This is a genomic window from Chryseobacterium sp. 'Rf worker isolate 10' (assembly GCF_050753305.1).
Taxonomy (GTDB): Bacteria; Bacteroidota; Bacteroidia; order Flavobacteriales; family Weeksellaceae; genus Chryseobacterium.
On record NZ_JBOZOF010000003.1, the window covers coordinates 197,600 to 219,949 of the forward strand.

27 protein-coding genes are annotated in these 22,350 nt (G+C 36.2%); 11 read left to right on the forward strand and 16 right to left on the reverse strand.

Annotated elements, in window-relative coordinates; all coding sequences use genetic code 11:
- The 3 genes from LKL37_RS15280 to LKL37_RS15290 all read right to left on the reverse strand — a co-directional run bounded on the left by LKL37_RS15280 (nucleotide 1) and on the right by LKL37_RS15290 (nucleotide 1,998).
- Nucleotides 1-654, reverse strand: a complete 654-nt coding sequence (locus LKL37_RS15280; protein WP_431611375.1) for a CBS domain-containing protein — start codon at nucleotides 652-654, stop codon at nucleotides 1-3.
- 187 nt (nucleotides 655-841) lie between these two features.
- Entirely contained in the window at nucleotides 842-1,372 is a 531-nt protein-coding gene (locus LKL37_RS15285) for an RNA methyltransferase (protein WP_105700345.1), read from the reverse strand.
- 5 nt (nucleotides 1,373-1,377) lie between these two features.
- Nucleotides 1,378-1,998, reverse strand: coding sequence for a toxin-antitoxin system YwqK family antitoxin (locus LKL37_RS15290; RefSeq protein WP_431611376.1), 621 nt, complete (start codon nucleotides 1,996-1,998; stop codon nucleotides 1,378-1,380).
- A 55-nt stretch (nucleotides 1,999-2,053) separates the two neighbouring features.
- Here LKL37_RS15290 and LKL37_RS15295 point away from each other — a divergent pair, with 55 nt between their 5' ends.
- Nucleotides 2,054-2,653, forward strand: a complete 600-nt coding sequence (locus LKL37_RS15295; RefSeq protein ID WP_431611377.1) for a hypothetical protein — start codon at nucleotides 2,054-2,056, stop codon at nucleotides 2,651-2,653.
- A gap of 11 nt (nucleotides 2,654-2,664) precedes the next feature.
- On the opposite strand, the gene LKL37_RS15300 is transcribed toward LKL37_RS15295, so the two are convergent.
- Nucleotides 2,665-3,543 carry a bestrophin family protein gene (locus LKL37_RS15300; RefSeq protein WP_431611378.1) on the reverse strand — a complete coding sequence of 293 codons (879 nt, stop codon included), beginning with the start codon at nucleotides 3,541-3,543 and terminating at the stop codon, nucleotides 2,665-2,667.
- Between the two features lie 261 nt (nucleotides 3,544-3,804).
- On the opposite strand from LKL37_RS15300, the gene LKL37_RS15305 reads away from it, so the two are divergent.
- Nucleotides 3,805-4,683: a cupin-like domain-containing protein gene (locus LKL37_RS15305; RefSeq protein WP_431611379.1), complete on the forward strand. Its 879-nt coding sequence runs from the start codon at nucleotides 3,805-3,807 to the stop codon at nucleotides 4,681-4,683.
- Between the two features lie 136 nt (nucleotides 4,684-4,819).
- Here LKL37_RS15305 and LKL37_RS15310 read toward each other — a convergent pair whose 3' ends face one another.
- Nucleotides 4,820-5,350 (reverse strand): GNAT family N-acetyltransferase, encoded by a 531-nt coding sequence (locus tag LKL37_RS15310; protein ID WP_431611380.1) that lies wholly within the window; start codon nucleotides 5,348-5,350, stop codon nucleotides 4,820-4,822.
- 126 nt (nucleotides 5,351-5,476) lie between these two features.
- Here LKL37_RS15310 and mutS point away from each other — a divergent pair, with 126 nt between their 5' ends.
- Nucleotides 5,477-8,071: a DNA mismatch repair protein MutS gene (gene mutS / locus LKL37_RS15315; RefSeq protein WP_431611381.1), complete on the forward strand. Its 2,595-nt coding sequence runs from the start codon at nucleotides 5,477-5,479 to the stop codon at nucleotides 8,069-8,071.
- Between the two features lie 30 nt (nucleotides 8,072-8,101).
- Here mutS and LKL37_RS15320 read toward each other — a convergent pair whose 3' ends face one another.
- The 4 genes from LKL37_RS15320 to LKL37_RS15335 all read right to left on the reverse strand — a co-directional run bounded on the left by LKL37_RS15320 (nucleotide 8,102) and on the right by LKL37_RS15335 (nucleotide 9,935).
- Complete coding sequence (locus tag LKL37_RS15320) at nucleotides 8,102-8,269, reverse strand: hypothetical protein (RefSeq protein ID WP_431611382.1); 168 nt, start codon at nucleotides 8,267-8,269, stop codon at nucleotides 8,102-8,104.
- A 349-nt stretch (nucleotides 8,270-8,618) separates the two neighbouring features.
- Nucleotides 8,619-8,774, reverse strand: coding sequence for a hypothetical protein (locus LKL37_RS15325; RefSeq protein ID WP_431611383.1), 156 nt, complete (start codon nucleotides 8,772-8,774; stop codon nucleotides 8,619-8,621).
- 40 nt (nucleotides 8,775-8,814) lie between these two features.
- Nucleotides 8,815-8,976, reverse strand: coding sequence for a hypothetical protein (locus LKL37_RS15330; RefSeq protein WP_431611384.1), 162 nt, complete (start codon nucleotides 8,974-8,976; stop codon nucleotides 8,815-8,817).
- A gap of 113 nt (nucleotides 8,977-9,089) precedes the next feature.
- Complete coding sequence (locus tag LKL37_RS15335; RefSeq protein ID WP_431611385.1) at nucleotides 9,090-9,935, reverse strand: hypothetical protein; 846 nt, start codon at nucleotides 9,933-9,935, stop codon at nucleotides 9,090-9,092.
- A gap of 138 nt (nucleotides 9,936-10,073) precedes the next feature.
- Between LKL37_RS15335 and LKL37_RS15340 the strand changes: the two genes are divergently transcribed.
- From LKL37_RS15340 to LKL37_RS15350, 3 genes are all read left to right on the forward strand, one after another.
- On the forward strand, nucleotides 10,074-10,562 hold the full coding sequence (locus LKL37_RS15340) for a TlpA family protein disulfide reductase (RefSeq protein WP_431611386.1): 489 nt from the start codon (nucleotides 10,074-10,076) through the stop codon (nucleotides 10,560-10,562).
- A 10-nt stretch (nucleotides 10,563-10,572) separates the two neighbouring features.
- Complete coding sequence (locus LKL37_RS15345) at nucleotides 10,573-11,226, forward strand: thioredoxin family protein (RefSeq protein WP_431611387.1); 654 nt, start codon at nucleotides 10,573-10,575, stop codon at nucleotides 11,224-11,226.
- A 73-nt stretch (nucleotides 11,227-11,299) separates the two neighbouring features.
- Nucleotides 11,300-11,701: a DUF2809 domain-containing protein gene (locus tag LKL37_RS15350; protein ID WP_431611388.1), complete on the forward strand. Its 402-nt coding sequence runs from the start codon at nucleotides 11,300-11,302 to the stop codon at nucleotides 11,699-11,701.
- Nucleotides 11,702-11,715: 14 nt separating this feature from the next.
- Here the strand turns inward: LKL37_RS15350 and LKL37_RS15355 are convergent, their stop codons facing one another.
- From LKL37_RS15355 to LKL37_RS15375, 5 genes are read right to left on the reverse strand one after another with little or no spacing between them, the layout of a single operon-like run.
- Nucleotides 11,716-12,636 (reverse strand): YARHG domain-containing protein, encoded by a 921-nt coding sequence (locus LKL37_RS15355; RefSeq protein ID WP_431611389.1) that lies wholly within the window; start codon nucleotides 12,634-12,636, stop codon nucleotides 11,716-11,718.
- Nucleotides 12,633-13,271, reverse strand: coding sequence for a DUF2306 domain-containing protein (locus tag LKL37_RS15360; protein ID WP_431611390.1), 639 nt, complete (start codon nucleotides 13,269-13,271; stop codon nucleotides 12,633-12,635). Before LKL37_RS15360 ends, LKL37_RS15355 begins: the two co-directional genes overlap by 4 nt.
- 5 nt (nucleotides 13,272-13,276) lie before the next feature.
- Nucleotides 13,277-13,690 (reverse strand): hypothetical protein, encoded by a 414-nt coding sequence (locus tag LKL37_RS15365; protein ID WP_431611391.1) that lies wholly within the window; start codon nucleotides 13,688-13,690, stop codon nucleotides 13,277-13,279.
- A 32-nt stretch (nucleotides 13,691-13,722) separates the two neighbouring features.
- Complete coding sequence (locus LKL37_RS15370; protein ID WP_431611392.1) at nucleotides 13,723-14,139, reverse strand: energy transducer TonB; 417 nt, start codon at nucleotides 14,137-14,139, stop codon at nucleotides 13,723-13,725.
- Between the two features lie 33 nt (nucleotides 14,140-14,172).
- On the reverse strand, nucleotides 14,173-15,375 hold the full coding sequence (locus LKL37_RS15375) for an NAD(P)/FAD-dependent oxidoreductase (RefSeq protein WP_431611393.1): 1,203 nt from the start codon (nucleotides 15,373-15,375) through the stop codon (nucleotides 14,173-14,175).
- Nucleotides 15,376-15,490: 115 nt separating this feature from the next.
- Here LKL37_RS15375 and LKL37_RS15380 point away from each other — a divergent pair, with 115 nt between their 5' ends.
- The 5 genes from LKL37_RS15380 to LKL37_RS15400 all read left to right on the forward strand — a co-directional run bounded on the left by LKL37_RS15380 (nucleotide 15,491) and on the right by LKL37_RS15400 (nucleotide 20,450).
- A complete protein-coding gene (locus LKL37_RS15380; RefSeq protein WP_105700358.1) occupies nucleotides 15,491-15,985 on the forward strand; it encodes an acyl-CoA thioesterase in 495 nt (164 codons plus the stop codon).
- A 96-nt stretch (nucleotides 15,986-16,081) separates the two neighbouring features.
- Nucleotides 16,082-17,134, forward strand: a complete 1,053-nt coding sequence (thiL, locus tag LKL37_RS15385; protein WP_431611394.1) for a thiamine-phosphate kinase — start codon at nucleotides 16,082-16,084, stop codon at nucleotides 17,132-17,134.
- Nucleotides 17,135-17,232: 98 nt separating this feature from the next.
- The gene (locus LKL37_RS15390; RefSeq protein ID WP_431611395.1) at nucleotides 17,233-18,054 is read left to right on the forward strand and encodes a helix-turn-helix domain-containing protein; all 822 of its coding nucleotides are present in this window, start codon (nucleotides 17,233-17,235) and stop codon (nucleotides 18,052-18,054) included.
- Between the two features lie 168 nt (nucleotides 18,055-18,222).
- A complete protein-coding gene (locus LKL37_RS15395; RefSeq protein WP_431611396.1) occupies nucleotides 18,223-19,443 on the forward strand; it encodes a multidrug effflux MFS transporter in 1,221 nt (406 codons plus the stop codon).
- A gap of 98 nt (nucleotides 19,444-19,541) precedes the next feature.
- Nucleotides 19,542-20,450: a DUF6268 family outer membrane beta-barrel protein gene (locus LKL37_RS15400; RefSeq protein ID WP_431611397.1), complete on the forward strand. Its 909-nt coding sequence runs from the start codon at nucleotides 19,542-19,544 to the stop codon at nucleotides 20,448-20,450.
- Between the two features lie 56 nt (nucleotides 20,451-20,506).
- On the opposite strand, the gene LKL37_RS15405 is transcribed toward LKL37_RS15400, so the two are convergent.
- Nucleotides 20,507-21,241 carry a LytR/AlgR family response regulator transcription factor gene (locus tag LKL37_RS15405; RefSeq protein ID WP_431611398.1) on the reverse strand — a complete coding sequence of 245 codons (735 nt, stop codon included), beginning with the start codon at nucleotides 21,239-21,241 and terminating at the stop codon, nucleotides 20,507-20,509.
- Nucleotides 21,231-22,292, reverse strand: a complete 1,062-nt coding sequence (locus LKL37_RS15410; protein WP_431611399.1) for a sensor histidine kinase — start codon at nucleotides 22,290-22,292, stop codon at nucleotides 21,231-21,233. Before LKL37_RS15410 ends, LKL37_RS15405 begins: the two co-directional genes overlap by 11 nt.
- Nucleotides 22,293-22,350: the final 58 nt, after the last annotated feature.

The window sequence follows — 22,350 nt, forward strand, 5'->3', positions numbered from 1 at the left end:
TTATATTTCTATGAATTTTTGTAAAAAACCAAATCGGTCTTTAAACAGATCGGATTTCTCATCAGAATAGTATTTTTCAACAATTCTGTAGTCGTACCGGTCAAATGTAGCGTCTATCGAGGCCAGGTTTTCATTACTGATCTTTATGGTGACCTGAACTACCTCCTCAGACATAAAGCTTATAAACCCTCCATAAAACTTCGAGTTGTTGCTTTCTACGATATTGGTAATTTCCGTCATAGAATATTTTCTGGCTGGAGTTTCTACGGTGAGAATAGCTCCTGTCTCTGAAAATAAAGGATAACGGGAAAGATCCTGAAAAACATCTTCACAGGTAATATACCCGAGATATTTTTCATTTTTATTAATCACCGGAATCACATTGGAACTGAATGTATAAAACAGACGGATACTGTCCATAATATTACTGTCTTCCAGAATCGCAAATCGCTCAATCTGGTGCTCCAGATCCTTTAGTGTTCCTTCACCTTCCTCGTACAGAAAATCCATAGCAAGGGCTCCGTAGAAGTGATGGGATTTTTTGATGAAAATATGGGAATATCCAAAATCTTCCAACGTGTTTCTGGCCGACTCTATAGAGTCAGACAGGCTAAAACACGGAAAGTCTTTTGAGATATAGTCCTTGATAAACATTGTGCTAATTTATAAAAAATTAAATGAAACTTTTTCTGAAAACGCTATTTTTTTTAATGTGAATCAAAAAAAATGCCGTCAAAATTTGTTTGTAAAGAAAAATAAAGTACCTTTGTCGCCTTTCATTTTTACTTTTTATTAGATTTATTTCAAACTGCACTGTCTACTAAGGACATATGCAGTTTTTTTATTTTAATGCTTTTGCAAATTCCCACATCACAATTCCGGCGCATACACTTACATTAAGAGAATGCTTTGTTCCGAGCTGTGGAATTTCTAAAAATACATCAACATTTGGAAGCACTTCATCACTGATTCCTTCTACCTCGTTCCCTAAAATCAATGCATATTTTTTCGATCTGTCAATCGTAAAATCAGTAATAAGCTGGCTTCCGGTAGTCTGCTCAATTCCGATGATTTCATATCCTTTGCTTTTCAGATCGGCAATCGCAGTGTTGGTTTCTGTTTCATGAGACCAGTCTACACTTTCCGTTGCACCCAATGCTGCCTTGTGAATTTCACGGTGGGGTGGCTGCGGGGTAATTCCGCAAAGAATTATTTTTTCAATTAAAAACGCATCTGCCGTTCTGAAAGCTGCACCTACATTGTGCATGCTTCTGATATTATCTAAAATGATGACCAACGGAATTTTTTCAACCTTCTTAAATGTTTCTACATCTATTCTGTTGAGTTCTTCCAGTTTTAGTTTCTGTACCAATTGTATTATTTTGTTGAGATTAATTTTCCGTCTTTATAGACCTCTGTCTTTTCTATGCTTCCGTCTTCACGGTAATGAACTCTGTTGCCATTTCTTTTATCGTTGGCGAATTCCGTTTCACGCTGTAGTTTTCCTGATGGATAAAGTACTTTCCATTTTCCGGCAGCAAGCCCGTTATCATACTGGCCAATTTCTTTTATTGATTTTCCGTCTTCATGGAAGGTTCTGCTTTCTCCCTGTAATTTATTGAATTTATAGTTAGAAATTTCAGTTATTTTACCTGCAGGAGAATAAAAAGTAGCCGTAAGACTGTTATCATAAATATTCTTTTCTCCATTTCTGAAGGCTTCCTTGGACGTAAGTACTCCATTCTTATCAAAATAAGACCATTCTTTTACTTTGAATCCTTTCTTATATTCTCCCTTTGACTGTACTTTTCCATTATCATAATAAAAAATGGCATCTCCGTCCAGTTTCCCTTTTTTCCATTCCACCGTATTTTTTACCTGTCCGTTGTCGTAGAATTCTTTGCACGATCCTTCCTGTAGTCCGTCTTTATATCCACAAGGTTTCTGTGCCATGATCAGGACAGAGGTGGAAAAAAACAATAGAAATAGGTACTTCATAGCTATTTTTATTTCAAAAATAGTAAAATACTTATATTTGAAATAAAAATATACTATGAAAAAATTATTCACCTTATTCATATTGACATGGGGATTTATATATCTGAGTGCTCAAAACACGTATTATCCTCAAGCTTTTTTTGATAAAAAACTGGCGAGAGAAATGCTGGGATTTGGAAATTCTACGATTGAAGGAGTAGCTTCTACCAAACAAAAAAACAATTGGGGAATCAAGCCATTGCTGGGAGAAAAACATTATGCTCCTAAAGGAACCGTTGTGATGCTTTTTCCTGTAACGCCTTATTTTGAAGAGTTTTATGACATGAGAAAGAAATATGAAAATAAGAAAACAACAGTATACATGTCTGAAGAGGCTTTTAAATATAGAGTGGAAGCTTTAACAGATGATCATGGAAGGTTTAAATTCGAAAAGCTGAAACCGGGGAAATACTACCTTGAAACCATCGTCAATTTTACAGCAACGGCAAGCTATCAGCAGCAAACCGGAACGTCAAATGCTTATAACGGATATGGAGCTTATCTGTATTCAACACCTATATACAGTACGTTTTTCTACGGATATTCTGCGGCTAACAGGGAAAGCAAATTTGTAGAAATAAAACAGGATGGCGAACTCAAAGAAATCAAGCTTTAAAGCTTGATTTTTTATTTCCTGTTCATGATCTGATGCACATTCTTCTCAATATTCTGAGCTAAAGTTTCCATTGGAATATCATTTTCATCATTATTGAACGGATCTTCAATTTCTTCTGCGATAAGCTCAAGACTCATCAGTACATAATATACAAAAACAGTAAGCGGAATCATGAAAAGCCCTATCGTAATAACGTAGGCAATAGGCAGTGCAAAAACATACAGAATGATAAATTTCTTGATGAAAGAAGAGTATGAGTAAGGAATCGGAGTATTTTTGATTCTTTCACAGCCTCCGCATACATCCAGAAATCCTGAAAGCTGGGTATCTAAGTACAGCATTTCAACTTCAGAAACTTTTCCTTCTTTTTTTAATTGGTTCAGCTTATGGCTTAACAGGATAATTATTTCGCTTGGCCCATGGTTTTTTAATGAACTTTCAATTTCAGAATAATCTTCATCCAAAGCCAGCCTTGTAGATTCTTTGGAAAGGTGTTTAGCTAAAAAGTGAGGGAAGTATTTTAAATATCTTGCAATTTGGTCAACATCCTGACGGTTATCACCCAAAATAGTATTGATTTTTATGGCAAAGTTTCGGGTATCATTGACCAGTTTTCCCCAAAGCTTTCGTCCTTCCCACCATCTGTCATAAGCGGTATTGGTTCTGAAAACCAATAAAAGGGAAAGCACAAAACCCAGCAGAGAGTGAATCATGCCTACATTGCTGACTCCTGATTTTGTCGTAAGATGCAGATATTCCACTTCCAGATACTGAATTCCCCAAGAGTATAATCCGACAAGAATCATACTCGGAAAAAGAATCTTTAAAGTATCACTTTTGTGTAAACTGAAAAGGATTTTAATGAAATGTTTGGTATTGTAGACTCTCATAAACTCACTTATTCTTACAAATATAAATTTTTCATCTGAGCTCTGCTAATAAAGTAAGGAAGTCTGAAGCTGGAAGGGAAAGTTATTGAAGCCGAACAAGAGATCTAAGTTTCCATAAAAAGATTTTTATGAAATAATGGATAGATGTTTGCGGCCCAATCTTAACGTCCAGTATCCCTCTTCCAGCTTCCAGCCTTTTAATCTTAATTTTCTCAGGTTTCAAAAAAACACTATTTTTATTTCGCATTAAATACAAAGTACATGATCCTCGAAAACGTAGATATTGTAAATGATATCAGTAAAGAAGATTTTCAGAAAAATTATTTCAAAAAGCAAAAACCTCTTTTAATTAAGAATTTTGCAAGCAGATGGGATGCATTTGATAAATGGAACCTGGCTTATATTCGCGAAAAAGCGGGTGATCAGGAAGTTCCGTTGTATGATAATAAACCGGCTGATGCTAAGAAAAGCTCTGATGCTCCTGTTACCAGAATGAAAATGAAGGAATATATTGATATCATCAAAAACAATCCTTCAGACCTGAGAATCTTTTTCTACATCATTACAGACAGGCTTCCTGAACTGTTGAAAAATTTCACCTATCCTGATCTTGGAATAAAATTCTTTAAAAGGCTGCCAACTTTATTCTTTGGGGGAAGTGAAGCCCATGTCTTAATGCATTATGATGTGGATCTGGGTGATTTTATGCACATTCATTTTGAAGGAAAGAAAAGAATTCTGCTATTTGATCAGAAACAATCTCCATTTTTATATAAAGTACCTTTGTCTGTTCATACTGTTTATGAGGTAGATTATGAAAATCCGGATTATGAAAAGTTTCCCGCGCTGAAATATGCAAAAGGATATGAGATCTTTATGGAGCATGGCGATGCGCTCTTTATTCCGGGTGCATTCTGGCATTTCAACCGATATCTGGAGCCCGGTTTCTCGCTTTCACTGAGAGCTCTTCCCAATAAACCCAATGTTTTTGCTAATATGTTGTATCACGTTTTCATTATGAGATATACGGATAAATTGATGCGTAAGGTTTTCAAAGCTAAATGGGTGGATTACAAGCAGAAATGGGCCTACAAGAAAAGTTCCGAGGCTTTGGAAAAACATATGAAAGCAGGAAAATAAGAAAAAAGGGAAGAAGGAGGCTGGAAGAGGGAAGCCCTTTTATAGTTTAGTATGATCAGATTACCTTTTTATTTAAAGATAATCAGTAATTAAACGGTCAATATAAACTTCCATTATCCATCTTCAGACTTTCCGCTTATTTATTAATCAAACCGAAGATCGTCGCATCTACGAATTTTCCTTTTTCGAAAAAATAATCTTTCAACGTTCCTTCTTTGCTGAAATTTAGAGAAGTCAACAGTCTTTCAGAAGAAATATTGGAAGGATCAATGAAAGCATCTACACGGTGCAGTCTCATCGTTTCAAACCCATAGGTCAGAATAGGAAGGATAGCCTCTTTCATATAAGACTGCTGCCAGAATTTTGGATTGAGCTCATATCCGATCTCTGCTCTGAAATGTTCCCTGAACCAGTTGTGATAACCGCAGGTACCAATAACTTTTCCGCTGGATTTCAGTTCCAAAGCCCATCTGAAGCCTTTTCCTTTTTCAAACTCATTGTTGAAATGCTGGATAATGTGTCTGGAATCTTCTTCTGTTTTGAAGGTATCCAGGTCATAATATTCCATAACTTCATCTAAAGAAAAATACTCGAAAAGATCTTGGGTATCATTAAAAGTAAGCCGACGTAGAATAAGTCTTTCAGTCTCTAAAACAGGAAATTCCATGAATAATGTGATTTGATGGGTGAAAAATACGATTAATTACTGATAAAGAAAAACTTAGAAGATTAACCCCCAAACAATTCTCTTACCCTGAATTTATTTTTCTAAATTTGGGGCTCATTTTTTACTATGGCAAAAGCAGCGAAGAAAGAAACCCCATTAATGACGCAGTACAATACCATCAAGGCGAAATACCCTGATGCGTTGTTATTATTCAGGGTTGGGGATTTTTATGAAACTTTTGGGCAGGATGCTGTCAGAACTTCTCAGATTCTGGGTATTGTGCTTACCAAAAGAGCCAATGGTGATGGGCATATAGAACTTGCCGGATTTCCACATCATTCTGTAGATTCTTATCTGCCTAAATTGGTAAGAGCGGGAATGAGGGTTGCGATCTGTGATCAGCTGGAAGACCCAAAAATGGTGAAGGGAATTGTAAAACGTGGTGTAACTGAGCTGGTTACTCCAGGAGTTACCTTCAATGATCAGGTGTTAAATTCCAAAAAGAACAACTTCCTTCTTTCATTACACAAAGAAAAAGAGAAATACGGAATAGCTCTGGTAGATATCTCTACAGGAGAATTTCTGGTAAGTGAAGGAAATCTGGAAAAGCTTTTGCACATTGTCAACACTTTTGATCCCAGTGAGATTATTTTCCAGAGAAGCACACAGATTCCGGAGCAGATCAAAAATAAAAATGCCTTTAAGCTTGAAGACTGGGCTTTTCAGTATAATTTTGCCTACGAAAAATTAACGAATCACTTCAAAACCAATTCTTTAAAAGGTTTTGGAATTGAAAGTTTTCCACTAGCCATTACGGCAGCGGGTGCTATTTTCGCTTATCTGGTAGAAGATACTCATCATAATCTGCTTGCCCATATTACAAAATTGCAGATTATTCCGCAGGAAGATTATCTGATGATGGATAATTTTACGCTGAGAAATCTTGAAATTGTTTATCCAAGCAATCCACAAGGTAAATCTCTGCTGGATATTATTGATAAAACGTCTACTCCGATGGGAGGAAGACTTTTGAGAAGAAGAATCATTCTGCCTTTAAAATCGGTGGATGAGATCATGAGAAGGCTTTCTCTGATTGATTTTTTAAATGAAAAAGATCCTCTTAAATATGAAATCTGCCAGCTTCTGAAATCCATTTCTGACCTTGACAGATTAATGGGAAAACTGGCCGCAGAGAAAATTTCACCTAAAGAACTGGGATATCTGCGTCAAAGTTTAATTAATATTCATAAAATCAAAGCGTTACTGCATCCTCATGCAGATGTGATGGCTTGGTTAGAACCTTTATTTGATCTTGAAGAATTGATTAAATTCCTGCAGAATCATCTTAACGAAGAGCTTCCGGTAAATATTGCCAAAGGGAATGTCATTAAAGAAGGCGTTTCTGAAGAGCTGGACAGGTTGAGAAACCTTCAGAATAAAGGACGGGGCTTCCTGGATGAAATGTGCCAGAGAGAAATTGAAAGAACAGGGATTACAAGCCTTAAAATTGATTTTAACAATGTTTTCGGATATTATATTGAAGTTCGAAATACGCATAAAGATAAAGTTCCTGATGACTGGGTAAGAAAGCAAACCCTGGTGAATGCTGAAAGATACATTACTGAAGAACTGAAGGAATACGAAAGCCAGATCCTTGGCGCTGAAGAAAAAATCGGTGTTCTGGAAACTTCATTGTACAGAAATGTATGTGCGGAGACGATGGTTTATATTGATCAGATTCAAGGGAATTCCAATATTATCGCCCAGCTTGATGTAGCTTCAGGATTGTCTGAACTGGCTGTTTCTGAGAGTTATACAAAGCCTGTTTTGAATGACGGCTATGCCATTGATTTAAAAGAAGCCAGACACCCGATTATTGAAAATGCTCTTCCACTTGGTGAAAAATACATTCCGAATGATATCTTTCTGGATAAAGATTCTCAGCAGATTATCATGGTAACTGGACCCAACATGGCCGGTAAATCGGCAATTCTGCGTCAGACGGCTATTGTATGTCTTTTGGCTCAGATCGGAAGTTTTGTACCTGCAAAGCATGCTGAAATCGGATTGCTGGATAAGATTTTCACAAGGGTAGGAGCTACGGATAATATTTCTGCTGGAGAATCTACCTTCATGGTGGAAATGAATGAAGCGGCCAATATCCTGAACAATATTTCAGAACGAAGCCTTATTTTATTGGACGAAATCGGCCGTGGAACATCTACTTATGATGGGGTTTCCATTGCCTGGGCTATTGCAGAATACCTTCATCAGCATCCTACACAGGCTAAAACGTTGTTTGCAACGCATTACCATGAGCTGAATGAAATGACCGTCAATTTCGAAAGGGTGAAAAACTTCCATGTTTCTATTCAGGAAAACAAAGGAAATATCATTTTTCTTAGAAAACTGGTTCCGGGAGGAAGTGAGCACAGTTTCGGTATTCACGTGGCAAAACTGGCCGGAATGCCTGCCAAAGTAGTCAACAGGGCAAATGAAATCCTTAAAACCCTTGAGGCCAGCAGAACTCAGGGAAGCGGAAGTACTTCAGAGAGTATCAAAAGAGTGACTGAGGAAAATATGCAGCTTTCTTTCTTCCAGCTGGATGATCCTGTTCTGGAGAATATCCGTGAAGAACTGACGAAAATAGATATAAACACTTTAACACCGATTGAAGCTTTAATGAAGCTGAATTCGATAAAAAAAATGATTGGAGGGTAATCCAATCATTTTTTTTACTGTTATTTTGTATTAGCAGCAGAATCCATCCTGCATACCAGGTACTCCGGACCGTTCTTCTCCGGTACGAGGGTCTGTACAGCTTATTACTCTTGGGCAGATAGGTCTGTTGGCTCCGCCACTGATCTCTTTCAGCTCTGTTTTGTTTAATTTTCTTTTCTGATTTTTTAAATTTTTCATAATAATTTTAATTTGGTAAAAGCTAATTTACAAGTTATTTTATTATGTTCAAAATATTGTGAGTCAAATTGTTAACTTTTTTAAGTTTAAAATATTAATTCAAAAAAAAGATTGAGGGGCTTCCTCAATCCTTTATTATCTAACAAAGCTTTTTAAGATATTAACAGCATTGTCCTTTAGTATTACATGAGCCTATTGTCATCTCACCGTCGATATTACAAAAACAAGTTCCGGGACAAAGTGGCCCACTTCCTCCGTTGATTTGTTTTAATTCACTTTTTGTTAATTTTCTTTTTTGAACGTTTGATTTTTTCATGATAATTTTAGTTTGGTTATTATTTTAGTTTCATTAACAGCAGAATCCATTTTTGTCACCAGCGCCAAGCTGCCATTCTTCAAATTCTCCCCTGCGGCAGAATCCATCAAAGCATAATCTTCCGCTCCCTTTAATATCTTTCAGTTCACTTTTTGTCAATTTTCTTTTTTGAATGTTTGATTTTTTCATGGTAATTTAGTTTGATTAGTTTTTTAGTATTAATTTTTGATTAGCAGCAGAATCCGTCTTTTCCTACAAGACCTGGTACCATCTCTCCTGAATCAGGCATCATGCAGAACCCGCGCAGGCATCTTGGAGGAAGTGCTCCACCGTTAATTTCTTTTAGTTCGCTTTTAGAAAGCTTTCTCTTTTGAGTGTTTGATTTTTTCATGGTATTTTTAGTTTGATTGAATTCAAATATATAAAAATGATTCATATAATTCTATTAGTTGTGAAAAAATTAACATATCTGCAAAAAAAAAGAGCCTTACTGGCTCTCTTGTATTATAAATGATTGTATTCGTAGGTATTAAGTTCACTATTTGTAACACCAGTTCCCGTTTTATTATAATAGGTTCTGACATTTTTCGTTGGGTAACCACTGGTATTATATTCGTAAACGGACTTAAATATTCCCCATTCTGCTCCTCCTGTTCCATTGTTATAATTAAGGAGATTATTATAGCTTAGGATATTGTGTGAGGAACCATTTTCATCTTCTGTATCAACAATTTTTAAAAATCCGGTAATATTTTTAAAAGGAGTATTCTTCGTATCATATTCAATAGGCTGCAGAGATCCGGTTGCACTATGAAATCCTCCGGTGTTATTAGGTACTGATGCTGTTTCTGTCCAGCTGCTCAAAGAGCCGTCTGCGTTTAATGTTGCCGTTTTAGTACCGGTTCTTGTAGCAGAAGTTCCCGTGAAGTTTGCAGTATAGGTAATTTTTACACTATTGCTGGAAAGATAAGAATAATTGGTTTCTACTGTAGATGTCCCTCCGGATGTAAGATGAGTCTCCATGTATATTTTTTTGCTCAATCTGCCATTTCCGTCATAGGAATATGTGGTTTTATAACTGATGTTTGAGCCGGTTGTTACCTGTTGGGTGATCAGATCTCCTGAATATCCGAAGAGAGTAACTTCCCCAGTGCTGATGTTTTTGATCTGAGAGATTTTTGATCCACTGTAAGTAAATGTTGAAGTGTCTCCGTCAGCAACCATTTTCGTTACCAAAACCGGGCCGCTGGAATTGTTATTCCCATTATTGTTAGATGACTCTGTATCATCATTACTGCTGGAGCAGGCTGCCAAAAAGAAAATTGGCAAAAGTAAATAAGCTTTTTTCATGGTTTTAATTTAAGCCAGTAAAAATATCAAAAAAATGAATTGGTGATAAAATAAATTGTTCATTTGTAAATAATTTATACAATATGTAAATTTTATTTTTGTATATTGTTGAATTGTAGTTGATTATAAATTTTTAATATGAAGAATTTAATAAAGATATTATTTATATTCCTGTTTTGTTCTGTTTTTAAAGCCCAGCAGACCGATGTTTCTGTAATAAAATATGAAGATCTGGAGAAACGAATTCAGCAGGAAAAAGATAAATTGCTCGTTGTCAACTTTTGGTCTACAACCTGTGGACCTTGTGTAAAAGAACTTCCATACTTTATGGAAGAGAATTCTAAGTATTCAGATAATCAGGAGTTTAAAATGATTTTAGTTTCACTGGACAGATTGGCTGACAAAGAAAGAGTTTTGAAATTTATTAAAAATAAAAATCTTACGGCTGAGGTACTTCTGCTGGATGATATCAAAAGAATGAATACCTGGATTCTAAGGTTTGACAAAGACTGGGATGGGAATATTCCGGTAACGCTGTTTTATAAAAATGGAACGAAACTCCATTTTAATGATGGTGAAATGAGCAAAGAAGAGCTGGAAAAAACAATTAAAGAAAATCTACAATAAATAATCTATTATGAAAAATCTGAAAATTTTAATGACCGCATTTATCGTTGGACTGGGATTACTCAGCTTTACAACAATAGATCACGATAAAAACAAAAACCGAAAAGAAAATATTACTGTAAAAGGCTATGAAGTAGGAGATGAAGCTGCTGATTTTAAGCTTAAAAATATTGACGGCAAAATGGTTTCCCTGAGTGATTTTAAAAGTGCAAAAGGGTTCATTGTAGTATTTACCTGCAACCACTGTCCTTACGCCAAGAAATACGAAGACAGGGTTATTGAGCTTGATAAAAAGTACAAAGCACAAGGTTATCCTGTAATTGCCATCAATCCGAATGATCCTAATGTGCAGCCGGAAGACGGGTATCAGCAAATGATCGAAAGAGCGAAGCAGAAAGGCTTTACTTTTCCATATCTGGTAGATGAAAGGCAGAGAATTTACCCTCAGTATGGAGCAACAAAAACGCCACATGTTTTTGTATTGAAAAAAGAAAATGGAAAGAATATCGTAAAATACATTGGTGCCATCGACAATAATTATGATAATCCAAATGATGTATCAGAATATTATGCTCAGGATGCCGTGGATGCTCTGATAAAAGGAGAACCGGTAAAAATGACGAAAACGGTAGCCATCGGATGTACAATCAAAGTAAAGAAATAATATATTTGCTTTTAATAAAATAAGATCGGTGTTCTTATAGCGCCGATTTTTTATGCCTTAATTCCAATTTGAAATGAAATTCCAATTCAGCCTGAAGTATCTTCTTTTGACCGTATTTATTTTTCTGGTAGAAGTATTGATTGCCACCAAATTAAGTGGTATTTTCTTCGTAAGAGCGTATCTCGGAGATGTTATTGTGGTGATGCTTCTTTATACCTTTGTGAAAAGTTTTGTAAAAGTAAATGATCGGAAACTCATTCTTGGAATTCTGATTTTTTCATTTCTGATAGAATTTGCACAGTATTTCAATATTGCAGAAAAACTAGGCTTCCGTCCTGGAAGCCTGATGTATATTGTTATCGGAAATTCTTTCTCCTGGATTGATAATCTGTGTTACGCTGTAGGCTGCCTGATTCTCTATCTTTTTGTAAAGACGACAAACAATGATGGCTTAACCTCAACCCCTAATCCCTAATTCCTGCAACCTGACTATCTCCCAAAACTATCATACTTATCCTCTGCATATTTGGTAAAGCGATTCAGTAAAGCCACATTTTCCTTTTCCATAGGTGAAAGATCATTGTCTACATTGTTTGAAACCGGAATATACCAGTCTGTTTGCTCAAAGAAATTTCTGTATGTTTCTTTTTTGAAAGAATAGCCATGTCTTGCAAATACAGAGTTTTTGATGATCTCAAGATCCAGCTTTCTTAAGTTTTTAAGATCTTTTTCTGTCAGTTTTTGTTTGGAAGCATTCAGTTTGAAGATGGCTTCAGAAGCAATACGGTTTTTAGAGGTTTTATAGCTTTCTGTTTTTCCGGTTTCTTCATCTTTGTATTTTTCTGTAAACTCTTTAGGGTTTGACCAGTCTACCAGATCAGAATCCTTATCCAGCATGAAATTCGGGTTGTAAACAAACTCTTTTTTAGTCAGTTTAAGGGACTTTGAAGGAGCTTTAACGGTTGCTTTATCAAAAGCATTCCACTTTCCGGTTAAGCTGTCACCTTTTAGTTTTACTTCAAATCTTCCATCTGTTTTGTCGTTGCCGGGCTCATCCAGTACAAAAGAAGTTGTGGCTTCATTGAAAACTCCTCTGAACGGACGTTGATTGCCATTCACGATACTTTGTCCGTAAACACTGTCTTTAGTGATTCTGTTGATCTTTAAAGAAATTCTTTTATAGTTGTTCACGTCATATTCTGAGCCGTCCATCTGATCAACTACCTTTTCCATTCCGGCAAATTCACCGGTATAAATTCCGTAATATTCTTTATGAACTTCAGGAACTACAACAGAGTCCTTTTTTGCAGTCAGAGAATCTTTCCCCGATTCATTGGTCTTTCCGTCTTTTTTACAGCTTATCAGAGAAACTGTCAGTAAAGAAATCAAGGTGTAATTTACAATTTTCATATATGTTTTTTTGTGATTAAATATTCAATAATAAGGATGTTGGGAATCCAACCCAGCCATGCAATAATCTGATAGACATCCATGGGATTGGGATGAAATAAATATACAATAATTACTTTCCACATTCTCAGGGTAATAGCAGATAAAGTAAAAGCGAAACTTCGCCACATCCACCGCTTGTGTTCTTTAAACCTTTTCTGTCTTGCCAGCTGATACGCTTTAAACGTTGAAAACCACCATAAAAAGCCTAAAATAACGAAAGATATCTTCGATAAAATTCCTCCGTTGGCAAATATTCCCATATAAATTCCTGAGGGAGCAGCACAGATCAGGATGAGAAAAATATACACTTTTCCCATATTCCGGTGGAAATTTTTGAGTCCAAAATTCTTTCTAAGCAGAGCAAGAAAACCCGAAAGAAGCACAAAGATATTCGTATAAACATGAGTGTAGAAAAACGCAAGATATTCCGGCCTTTCTACCACTTCCGTCTGTTTGATCATTAGAAAACTGACTTCAGGATTAAAAGGAATATATTCTAATGTAATTTTCAACATCAGCCAAAAGAAATACCCAAATCCTATAATGAGAAGGATTTTAAAGAAAATTGCAGTATTTCTTTTGGCAGATAGCATTTTAACTATTCAAAATTAATAGTGAAAGGAAGAGTAAACCAGATCAGTACAGGGTTCCCTTTATATTCTCCGGGAGTCCATTGTTTTTTCATAGATTTCATCGCTTTTTCCACTTCCTGATTAAGAGATTCGTTTTCTCCTGTTACAATAATAGTTTCTATATAACCTTTAGCACTCACAGAGAACTTGGCATTCGAACGTGTTCTTCCTTTAGCTCCTTTTATTCTGTTCGTATTTATTTTTTGAGAAACCTCCCGCATAAATGCTGAAAGCCCGCCGGGATATTCCGCCTGCTTACTTTGTTCAGGAATAAACTTATCTCTGGAATGATCTTCCGTTGGCTTGGGCTGAGTTTCCTGTGCCTGAGCAAAAACAAGCCCAAATCCCAGAAATAAAATGAATGCTACTATTTTTTTCATGTGTTTAGTTTATTAAGGTTAGGATTAGTTTTTTAAATACTTAACCCCATAGGCATGGTAAATTTAGTTTTAACCGGTTGTCCGTTTCGGGTAGCAGGTTTCCACTTTTTCTTTAATTTTTTCATGATACGATCCATTTCTTTATTCAATATAGGATTATTTCCTGTTGTAGAAATTGAGCTAATACTTCCATCAGGATTAACGTCAAAAGTTGTTACAGATTTAAATGTTCCGGGAGAATCCGAAAATTTAGAAATATTCATTTCACTACCTATATGCTTTCTTAGAGCTATTACTCCACCTGGAAATTCTGGGGCAGTAAATGTGCTATCCTTTACTTTAAATTCATCTTTATTTATATCTGACGTTTGTTGCTCTTCTTTTTGTGTTGTTTGAGAAAATGCAAATTGAACCCCTAATAGTAGAATGAGTATTGATATCTTTTTCATGTGCTTAGTTTATAGTAAATAATAATGCTTTTTTTATAAATTATTAAGATCCTGTGCAATCAGCCATCCTTCACTCCAGCATGCCTGGAAATTGAAGCCTCCTGTCACGGCATCTATATTCAGAACTTCTCCGGCAATATAGAAATTAGGAAGTAATTTTGAAGACATGTTTTTGAAGTTAATTTCCTTTAAATCAATGCCTCCGGCTGTTACAAACTCATCTTTAAAAGTTGATTTTCCAGTCACCTGAAACTTTTTTTGACAAAGATTTTCCAGAACTTTTTGCATTTCTTTTCCGGAAATATTCGCAACCTGTTTATTAAGATCAACCTTTGAAATCTCTAAAATTTTCTGCCAGAATCTGTTGGTAATATCGAAGATCTTTGACTGGCCGATGGTCTTTTTAGGATTGCTTTGTTTGAAATTATTAAAAATTCCTTCTGCTTCATCCATTTCTATGGAAACAAAATTAACTTCAATTTCAAAGTTATATTTAACCTTTGCGAGGCTTATTGCTTCCCATGCAGAAATTTTCAGAACAGCCGGGCCAGAAAGTCCCCAATGCGTAATCAACAAAGGTCCGCTTTCTTCAGTTTTCAACTTTGGAATTGAAATCCCGGCATTTTCAAAACTTGTTCCAGGAAGATCTTTCAGCAATTCATCTTTAATATTGAATGTGAAAAGAGAAGGGACAAGATCTACAATTTTATGTCCGAGATTTTCAATGATTTTCAGCGATTTTGGAGAACTTCCGGTAGTGTATACGATATAATCTGCCTCAAAATCTCCGGAATTGGTTCTTACGATATATTTTCCGTCCTGTTTTTCAATCTCTTTTACTGTACATTTTGTTTGTACCGTTACATTTTTCTTTTGAGTTTCATTCAGAAAGGTATTGATGATCGTTTGAGAAGAATTACTTTCAGGGAAAGTTCTGTTGTCATTTTCAATTTTTAACGGAACGTTACGCTGATCAAACCATTCCATCGTGTCACCAGGCTGAAATTTGCTGAAAACACTTAGCAGTTCTTTGTTTCCACGAGGATAAAACTGAACAAGCTCTCTTGGATCAAAGCATGCATGCGTTACATTGCAGCGCCCACCACCAGAAATCTTAACTTTCTGAAGAACATCCGAGTTCTGTTCTAAAATCGTAATTGTATATTTTTTTTCGTCAAGATTAGATGCACAGAAAAAGCCTGCAGCACCGCCTCCGATAATAATGATCTGTTTCATGTATATGTAATCCTATGCGGAAGATTATTTTTTCAAAAGTACAATTTTTATAAACCATCTTATTTGAGTATTTTTGAAGATTATTATTTTATAATATTCAAAAACGATTTTCAAAATGATTTTCTACCATAAATTTGAAGTGCGATGGAGCGATCTTGATGCCAACAAGCACTTAGCCAATTCATCATATGTACAATATTGTGCACAAGCCAGAATGGCTTTCATGACTAAAGAAAAAATGGGAGTTACCCAGCTGAGCAGATGGGGAATAGGCCCTGTGATCCTGCACGAAAGATATTCTTTCTTCAAAGAAATTTATGCAGATCAGATCGTCATTGTAAGTGTAGAAATAGACGGATGTGCAGAAGATTCTTCCATCTACCGTTTTGTACACAAGTTTTATACTCCGGACGGCATGCACTGTGCTACTGCAGAAGCTACAGGAGTATGGATTGATATGATGCTTAGAAAAATGACCACTCCACCAGATGATGTAGTGGAAGCAATGAACAAGTATAAGAGCCCGGAAACGGTGGTGTTATCGAGAGAAGACTTTAAAAAATTCCCTTTCCACCCACACAATATTGATCCGGCAGAGATTAATATATAAATGATGAATGATGATTGATCAATGATATACGATGAAAATCTGTATTCATGATGTATCAATTATCATTTCTCAAAGATCACTTATAAACAGAAATTTATGTTTGAAGATAAATCACAGGAGCTGACGCCCATTTCGAAATTAGGAGAATTCGGTCTTATTAAACATTTGACAGAGCATTTTCCTCTATCCAATGAATCTTCGGAGCTTGGAGTAGGAGATGATGCGGCAGTTATTAATCCTGATAACAAAAAAGTAGTTCTTACAACAGATGTGCTGGCGGAAGGAGTACACTTTAATCTGGGCTATGTTCCATTAAAACATTTAGGTTATAAAGCTGTGGTGGTAAATCTAAGCGATATTGCTGCAATGAATGCAACGCCTACACAGATTTTGGTTTCTCTTGCGGTGTCCAATCGTTTTCCGGTGGAAGCTTTAGAAGAAATCTATTCCGGAATTCAGGCGGCTTGTGGAAGATACAAAGTCGATTTGGTTGGAGGAGATACGACAAGTTCCAATTCCGGGCTGGTAATGAGCATTACAGCTGTAGGAATTGAAAATGAAGAAAACATCGTAAAAAGAAGCGGAGCAAAACCAAATGATCTTCTTGTGGTAACAGGAGATTTGGGTGGAGCATACATGGGATTACAGATTCTTGAAAGAGAACATGCTGTTTTTCTTGCTGATCCGAATATGCAGCCTGAAATGGAAGGTTACGACTATATCTTGGAAAGACAGCTGAAACCTGAAGCAAGAACAGACGTTAAAAAGATTTTAGAAGAATTGGATATCAAACCAACTTCTATGATTGATATTTCAGACGGTCTGGCTTCCGAAATCCTTCACCTTTCAGATCAGTCAAATGTAGGATTCAGATTGTATGAAGAGAAAGTTCCATTGGATAATCTTACGATCTCTACGGCAGATGAAATGAATTTGAATCCGGTAATGACGGCTCTAAGTGGTGGGGAAGATTATGAGCTTTTGTTCACCATTTCAGCAAATGATTTTGATAAAATTAAAAATCATCCGGATTTTACGATTATAGGACATGCAGTAGAAAAAGAGGAAGGAAACTTTATGGTAGCAAGAGGATCTAATCAGCTGGTAGCACTTACTGCGCAGGGATGGGATGCTTTTTTAAACCAATAAAACCGAAAAATTATATTTAATTTTAAATATTGTAAGAGAACCACAGCACTTTTTTTGCTGTGGTTTTTGTTTATAGTTAATTACTTTATATTAGAGTGATGATTACACCAGAAAAAGAAATCCCGGTTCACCATCTGACTTCTGAAAAATTTCAAATGAGTACGCTAAGTGCGGCAGGTCCTGAAAACTTTCATGATGTTCACAGGCATAATTTTTTTGAGATTATCTGGTTTAGAAAGGTGTATGAAAACAGCCGTTTAGAGTTGGATTTTGAAAGCTACAAACTTGAGAACAATCAAATCTGCATCATTGCTCCGGGGCAGGCATTCAATATGAAATTAGAAGGAGAGGAAGGATATGCCATGGCAATAAGCCGGGAAATTTTCAGCGATGCCTGTAATATAGAATCTGTACTTACGGGAGGAGAACTTCCCTTTTTTTTAAATCCTCAAAATGAAAATACCTGCAGTACAATTATATCATTAATGGAGCAGGAATATAAAACAACATCAAGAACGGAACTCTTAAAGGCTTATCTGAAAGCATTTTGTATCATCATCGGAGAACAAATTATTCCTCATGGACCTTTATTGAATGACCGTCAACGTGTTCAGGAATTGATAGGGCTTATTGAGAGACATTATATTGTACATAAAGAAACCAATTTCTATGCTGGCCAGTTAAAGATAAGCAGCCATCATCTTAATGATATTGTGCGTCTTTTGAGAGGAACAACTGTAAAAAAAATGATTTCCCAGCGCCTTATTCTGGAAGCCAAAAGAGAACTTAGCTTTGGAGCGCTCACCGTGAAGGAAATTGCTTTTAAACTTGGCTTTAACGATACTTCATATTTTTCAAGATTTTTCAAGAAACATACGGGTCAAAATCCTGACTATTTTAAGAATAATGAAAAAAAGTAATCTTCAATATTTACTATAATGGAAAGCTTAAATTAATGTTTTTTATATGTTGTTGTATATAAATCCTCAGTTTGTGCTATCCTTCCTTCAGTTCTTTTATTGAAAAACGATACTTTTTACAGCAATTTTGCAGCTGAAAAAAACGCCTGCGAAGGCTTATTGTTATTTATGAAGAAGAATTTGAATATTGTAGTGTTTATTCTCGCACTACTCAACACGTTGGAATCGTTAAGTATAGACCTTTATCTTCCCGCTTTCCCAAGTATGGCAAAGATTTTTAATACCGATATCGGGCATATTCAGGTATCCATTTCTGTGTTCTTTGCGGGGTTTGCTTTCGGACAGCTGCTGTGGGGGCCTTTATCTGATAAAAAAGGAAGAAAACCCATGTTGTACTGCGGACTTTTGCTTTTTATAATAGGAACAACAGCTATATACTTTACCTCAGATATTTACGTATTATGGGCCATGCGTTTTCTACAGGCTTTTGGGGGAAGCGCCGGAATTGTTATCGGAAGGGCGATTATTATTGATCTCTATGATAAGCATAAAGCAGTCACTATCTTTTCACAGCAATCGCAGATCAGCGGTATTGCTCCCATTGTAGCTCCGTTATTAGGAAGTGTATTTCTTAAATTCTGGGGCTGGAACAGTTCTTTTGCCTTTTTATGTATCATGGGATTGATTACATTTTTCATGGTGTACAAATATGTGCCGGAAACCAATGCCAGAATCCATCTTTCTGATGATGAAATACTGAATGAAAAGGGGTTAAAAGATCAGCTGAAAATGATTATTTCCAACAAAGATTTTATCAATAGTACGATGGTTGGAAGTATTGCATTTGCTTCCTTGATTATTTATATCTCCAATGCCCCATTTTTATTCATGGAGATCCATGGATTTTCGAGCAGTACATTTAGCTTTATTTTTGCTTTCAACTCACTGGCTTTGATAACGGCAGCTTATATTACGCCTAAACTGATCAAAAGAATAAGTAATTCAACACTTTTATTTGCTGCTACAATCGTTTTATTAGTCGTATGTACGCTTCATATACTGATTGCGGCTGAAAATCTTTCTGTAGCGTTGGAAATTGCAATGCTTTATCTGTCATTACTTGCTATTGGTATTTTGTTTCCTATTACATCTGCTCACGCTTTATCTCCGTTTAAAGAAGGGCGAGGAACAGCAGCAGCATTGCTGGGTTTTATGCAGCTGATGGTGACTTTTTTAATATCAGGACTGATAGGCTTTTTGGAGGCAGATTCTATTATTCCGATGGTGGTAACACGTTCTGCAATGGCATTGATCGCAGTGTGGTTCGGATATCGAATTTTTAAAACTCAAAAAGTAATGCCTTCTATAGTTGCTCAACCGGGGAACTAATCCTCATATTTGATCCTGTTGTCATACAATCCGGGCACTTAATCAAGTATTTTTTGAAAAAAATAGTCAAAGGGTTCTCTTTGCATAAAATTTAAAATATGAAAAGAACCCTTTCGACAGCTTTATGCTGTATATTGCCATTAGGATACTGTGTGAATGCACAGTCCGGGCTCTCCGCAGAGCTTAAAACCGAATATATTCCTGCATCCAACTACATCCGGCCTGAAGACAGTACAAAGACGAATTCCAAAAGTGATTTTAAAAGAGTCGATCTGAATCTCAGCATTCCCTTATCCGTAAAAAAAGATACCGATGGGAAAGTAAGGTCATGGTCTATGTTGTTGAGTGGATCTTATGCAAAGATGACACACAGAAATTATGAAACCCAGTTGTTTCCTGATCAGATGCTGAATGCTCAGGTTGGAATACAGCATATGAGGCCCTTGGGTAAAAAATGGAGTATGATGATGACGGCATCCGTGGGAGTATATACAGACCTTGAAAAAGTGAGTTTTGATGATGTACTGGGGCAGGGAGGATTATTATTTATAAGGCATTTTAATCCTAATCTTTCTTTGGGGGGAGGTCCGGTGCTTACTACCGCTTTTGGAGTTCCTATGATTTTACCCTGGATTTATTTCGACTGGAAAACCAATGGAAAGATTAAATTCAGCATTAATTTCCCGCAAGGAATGGAAGCCGGATATCTGTTTTCAGACAAATTTGCTTTAAAAGCAGTTGTAGATCTCAATGGTATGACGGTAGAGAGAAATGTAGGCGGAAAATCTATGCTGCTGGGTTATCAGCAGATTACAGCGGGACTCAGACCGGAATTAAAAATTAACGACAGGCTTACTTTACGCCTCACAGGAGGAACTGCTTTACTGAGAAGCTTCAGTGAGAACGACCGAAAGATCAAAAGTATTTTCAGAGACAAGAAAATAGCAGATCCTAGATTTTCAAGCACATTCTACGCAGCCGTATCATTACGCTGGAATTTACCATAAAAAATGCCTGTGGCTGGGAGTTTGATAACTCCCAGCCACAGGCTTCTTTCTTCCAGTTATTTACTTATTAATTTCTTATATACCACCTGATTAAGCAGTTCTTCTTTTCGGGTTCGGGAAATAGGAAGTTCAATTTTATTAATAAAAAGACGTCCTCCCGAAATCATATCAATATGGGTAATATTGATGAGGTACGATTTATGAATCCTGAAAAAATGATCCGAAGGAAGTGATTCCTCAATAGCTTTCATCGTCTGATGGATAATCAGCGATTTATCTTTAAAATGAAGCTTGGTATAATTCTGCATACTTTCAATATAGAGAATATCCACCCACGAAACCTTGATAAAGGAATCAGACTGTCTCACATACAGAAAAGGATCATCCAGAGAAGTATTTTTTTTGAGTTTTTCGCTGATGATAAATTGCTGCTGCGCTTTATTTACAGCCTGATAAAAACGGTTAAAAGCAATAGGTTTTAGAAGATAATCGGCTACCTGTAGACGGAATCCTTCCAAAGCATATTCGGAATAAGCTGTGGTAAGAATACACAAAGGAGGATTTTCAAGCTGTTCCAAAAATTCCAGACCTGTAAGATAAGGCATATTGATATCCAAAAAGAGGAGATCAATTTCGTTCTCCTTCACTTTGGTATCGGCTTCCAGAGCGGTAGCGCAGGTACCTTCAACGGATAAAAAGTCAATCTGGTCTGCCAGTTCTTTAAGGTGGAATCTTGCCAGAGGTTCATCATCTATAATCAGGCATTTCATTTTAGGAATATTAGAGCTCATGATGGTCAGATAGGGTTAGTCGTAAAGTTATTTTAAAGATATGATCATCCGTTTCAATTTTCAGATCGTGGGAACCGGGATATTGTAGTTTTAAACGTTTTTTTACATTTTGAAGACCAATTCCACCCGTGCCGTCTTTCTTTTTGTAGGTAGCCCTGTCCGAATAGGAATTTTCAACGTAAAAATAGAGATTATTGTCTTTCTCTTTACAGGAGATTTTTATATATCCTTTATGACCGGGCAGCCTGCAGACATATTTAAAAGCATTTTCTATAAAAGGAACGAGAAGCAATGGCGCAATAAAGGCTTTCCTATTGCCGATTTCCCAATTGGCTTTGACGTCCAGCTCATTTCCCCACCTCAGTTTCTCTACCTCAACAAGGTTTTGAAGGTACTCGACATCTTTATCCAAAGGAACCATGGCCTGATTACAGTGATACAGCTGATACCGGAGAATATCCGAAAATTTCATCAGTAGAAAATCTGCAAGCTGTGTATCCGTTTTCATCAGAATATGAATATGGTTCAGAATATTGAATACCACATGAGGATTGATCTGATCCTGCAAAAGCTTAAGCTGGTTTTCGAGATGAGCCTGCTGAAGGAGAATATGATCACGCTCTATTCTTCCGTGCTCTTTATAAAACTTGATTCCGCATGCTGCTCCGTTGATCAGGAATGAGGCGGGCAAAGACATATAAAAGCCCTTCCACAAAAATGGAAGATGCCCTGAAAAATATTTTGGAAGCTGCTCTTTGGGAGCAACCTCAAGATAAGTGAAAACAACAGCGAAAATAAAACTTAATATAAAAATAACCATCACTGCCTGCAGTAGAAACCGTTTCATTTTTTTTTCCCGTAAAGCTTTTGGAAGAAGTTTATTGGTTAAAAAATGAGTGAATGTAAAAGAGAAACTTACAATGATAAAAGCTTGAATCATTGCAAGATATTTTTCTGTCGTGGTCTGGAAATTACACCATAATACAATGGCGAGAACAAGCCAGAAAATAAAAGTAAATATGTATTCTTTTAAAACAAAAGATTTTGTCATGGAAAAGGAAATAGGTTGATAAAAAAATTAGAAACTGCAGGGAAAACAGTTTCTAACA

Excerpts from the sequence above, each read along its gene's own strand:
- LKL37_RS15330 (WP_431611384.1), bottom strand. The coding sequence starts at position 8,976 with ATGAAAAAATCAAACACTCAAAAGAGAAAGCTTTCTAAAAGCGAACTA.
- LKL37_RS15370 (WP_431611392.1), bottom strand. The coding sequence starts at position 14,139 with ATGAAAAAGATATCAATACTCATTCTACTATTAGGGGTTCAATTTGCA.
- LKL37_RS15400 (WP_431611397.1), top strand. The coding sequence starts at position 19,542 with ATGAAAAGAACCCTTTCGACAGCTTTATGCTGTATATTGCCATTAGGA.
- LKL37_RS15350 (WP_431611388.1), top strand. The coding sequence starts at position 11,300 with ATGAAATTCCAATTCAGCCTGAAGTATCTTCTTTTGACCGTATTTATT.
- mutS (WP_431611381.1), top strand. The coding sequence starts at position 5,477 with ATGGCAAAAGCAGCGAAGAAAGAAACCCCATTAATGACGCAGTACAAT.
- LKL37_RS15280 (WP_431611375.1), bottom strand. The coding sequence starts at position 654 with ATGTTTATCAAGGACTATATCTCAAAAGACTTTCCGTGTTTTAGCCTG.
- LKL37_RS15295 (WP_431611377.1), top strand. The coding sequence starts at position 2,054 with ATGAAAAAATTATTCACCTTATTCATATTGACATGGGGATTTATATAT.
- LKL37_RS15395 (WP_431611396.1), top strand. The coding sequence starts at position 18,223 with ATGAAGAAGAATTTGAATATTGTAGTGTTTATTCTCGCACTACTCAAC.
- LKL37_RS15380 (WP_105700358.1), top strand. The coding sequence starts at position 15,491 with ATGATTTTCTACCATAAATTTGAAGTGCGATGGAGCGATCTTGATGCC.
- LKL37_RS15410 (WP_431611399.1), bottom strand. The coding sequence starts at position 22,292 with ATGACAAAATCTTTTGTTTTAAAAGAATACATATTTACTTTTATTTTC.
- LKL37_RS15360 (WP_431611390.1), bottom strand. The coding sequence starts at position 13,271 with ATGCTATCTGCCAAAAGAAATACTGCAATTTTCTTTAAAATCCTTCTC.
- LKL37_RS15390 (WP_431611395.1), top strand. The coding sequence starts at position 17,233 with ATGATTACACCAGAAAAAGAAATCCCGGTTCACCATCTGACTTCTGAA.
- LKL37_RS15300 (WP_431611378.1), bottom strand. The coding sequence starts at position 3,543 with ATGAGAGTCTACAATACCAAACATTTCATTAAAATCCTTTTCAGTTTA.
- LKL37_RS15345 (WP_431611387.1), top strand. The coding sequence starts at position 10,573 with ATGAAAAATCTGAAAATTTTAATGACCGCATTTATCGTTGGACTGGGA.
- LKL37_RS15320 (WP_431611382.1), bottom strand. The coding sequence starts at position 8,269 with ATGAAAAATTTAAAAAATCAGAAAAGAAAATTAAACAAAACAGAGCTG.
- thiL (WP_431611394.1), top strand. The coding sequence starts at position 16,082 with ATGTTTGAAGATAAATCACAGGAGCTGACGCCCATTTCGAAATTAGGA.
- LKL37_RS15375 (WP_431611393.1), bottom strand. The coding sequence starts at position 15,375 with ATGAAACAGATCATTATTATCGGAGGCGGTGCTGCAGGCTTTTTCTGT.
- LKL37_RS15335 (WP_431611385.1), bottom strand. The coding sequence starts at position 9,935 with ATGAAAAAAGCTTATTTACTTTTGCCAATTTTCTTTTTGGCAGCCTGC.
- LKL37_RS15290 (WP_431611376.1), bottom strand. The coding sequence starts at position 1,998 with ATGAAGTACCTATTTCTATTGTTTTTTTCCACCTCTGTCCTGATCATG.
- LKL37_RS15405 (WP_431611398.1), bottom strand. The coding sequence starts at position 21,241 with ATGAGCTCTAATATTCCTAAAATGAAATGCCTGATTATAGATGATGAA.
- LKL37_RS15355 (WP_431611389.1), bottom strand. The coding sequence starts at position 12,636 with ATGAAAATTGTAAATTACACCTTGATTTCTTTACTGACAGTTTCTCTG.
- LKL37_RS15305 (WP_431611379.1), top strand. The coding sequence starts at position 3,805 with ATGATCCTCGAAAACGTAGATATTGTAAATGATATCAGTAAAGAAGAT.
- LKL37_RS15365 (WP_431611391.1), bottom strand. The coding sequence starts at position 13,690 with ATGAAAAAAATAGTAGCATTCATTTTATTTCTGGGATTTGGGCTTGTT.
- LKL37_RS15340 (WP_431611386.1), top strand. The coding sequence starts at position 10,074 with ATGAAGAATTTAATAAAGATATTATTTATATTCCTGTTTTGTTCTGTT.
- LKL37_RS15325 (WP_431611383.1), bottom strand. The coding sequence starts at position 8,774 with ATGAAAAAATCAAACATTCAAAAAAGAAAATTGACAAAAAGTGAACTG.
- LKL37_RS15310 (WP_431611380.1), bottom strand. The coding sequence starts at position 5,350 with ATGGAATTTCCTGTTTTAGAGACTGAAAGACTTATTCTACGTCGGCTT.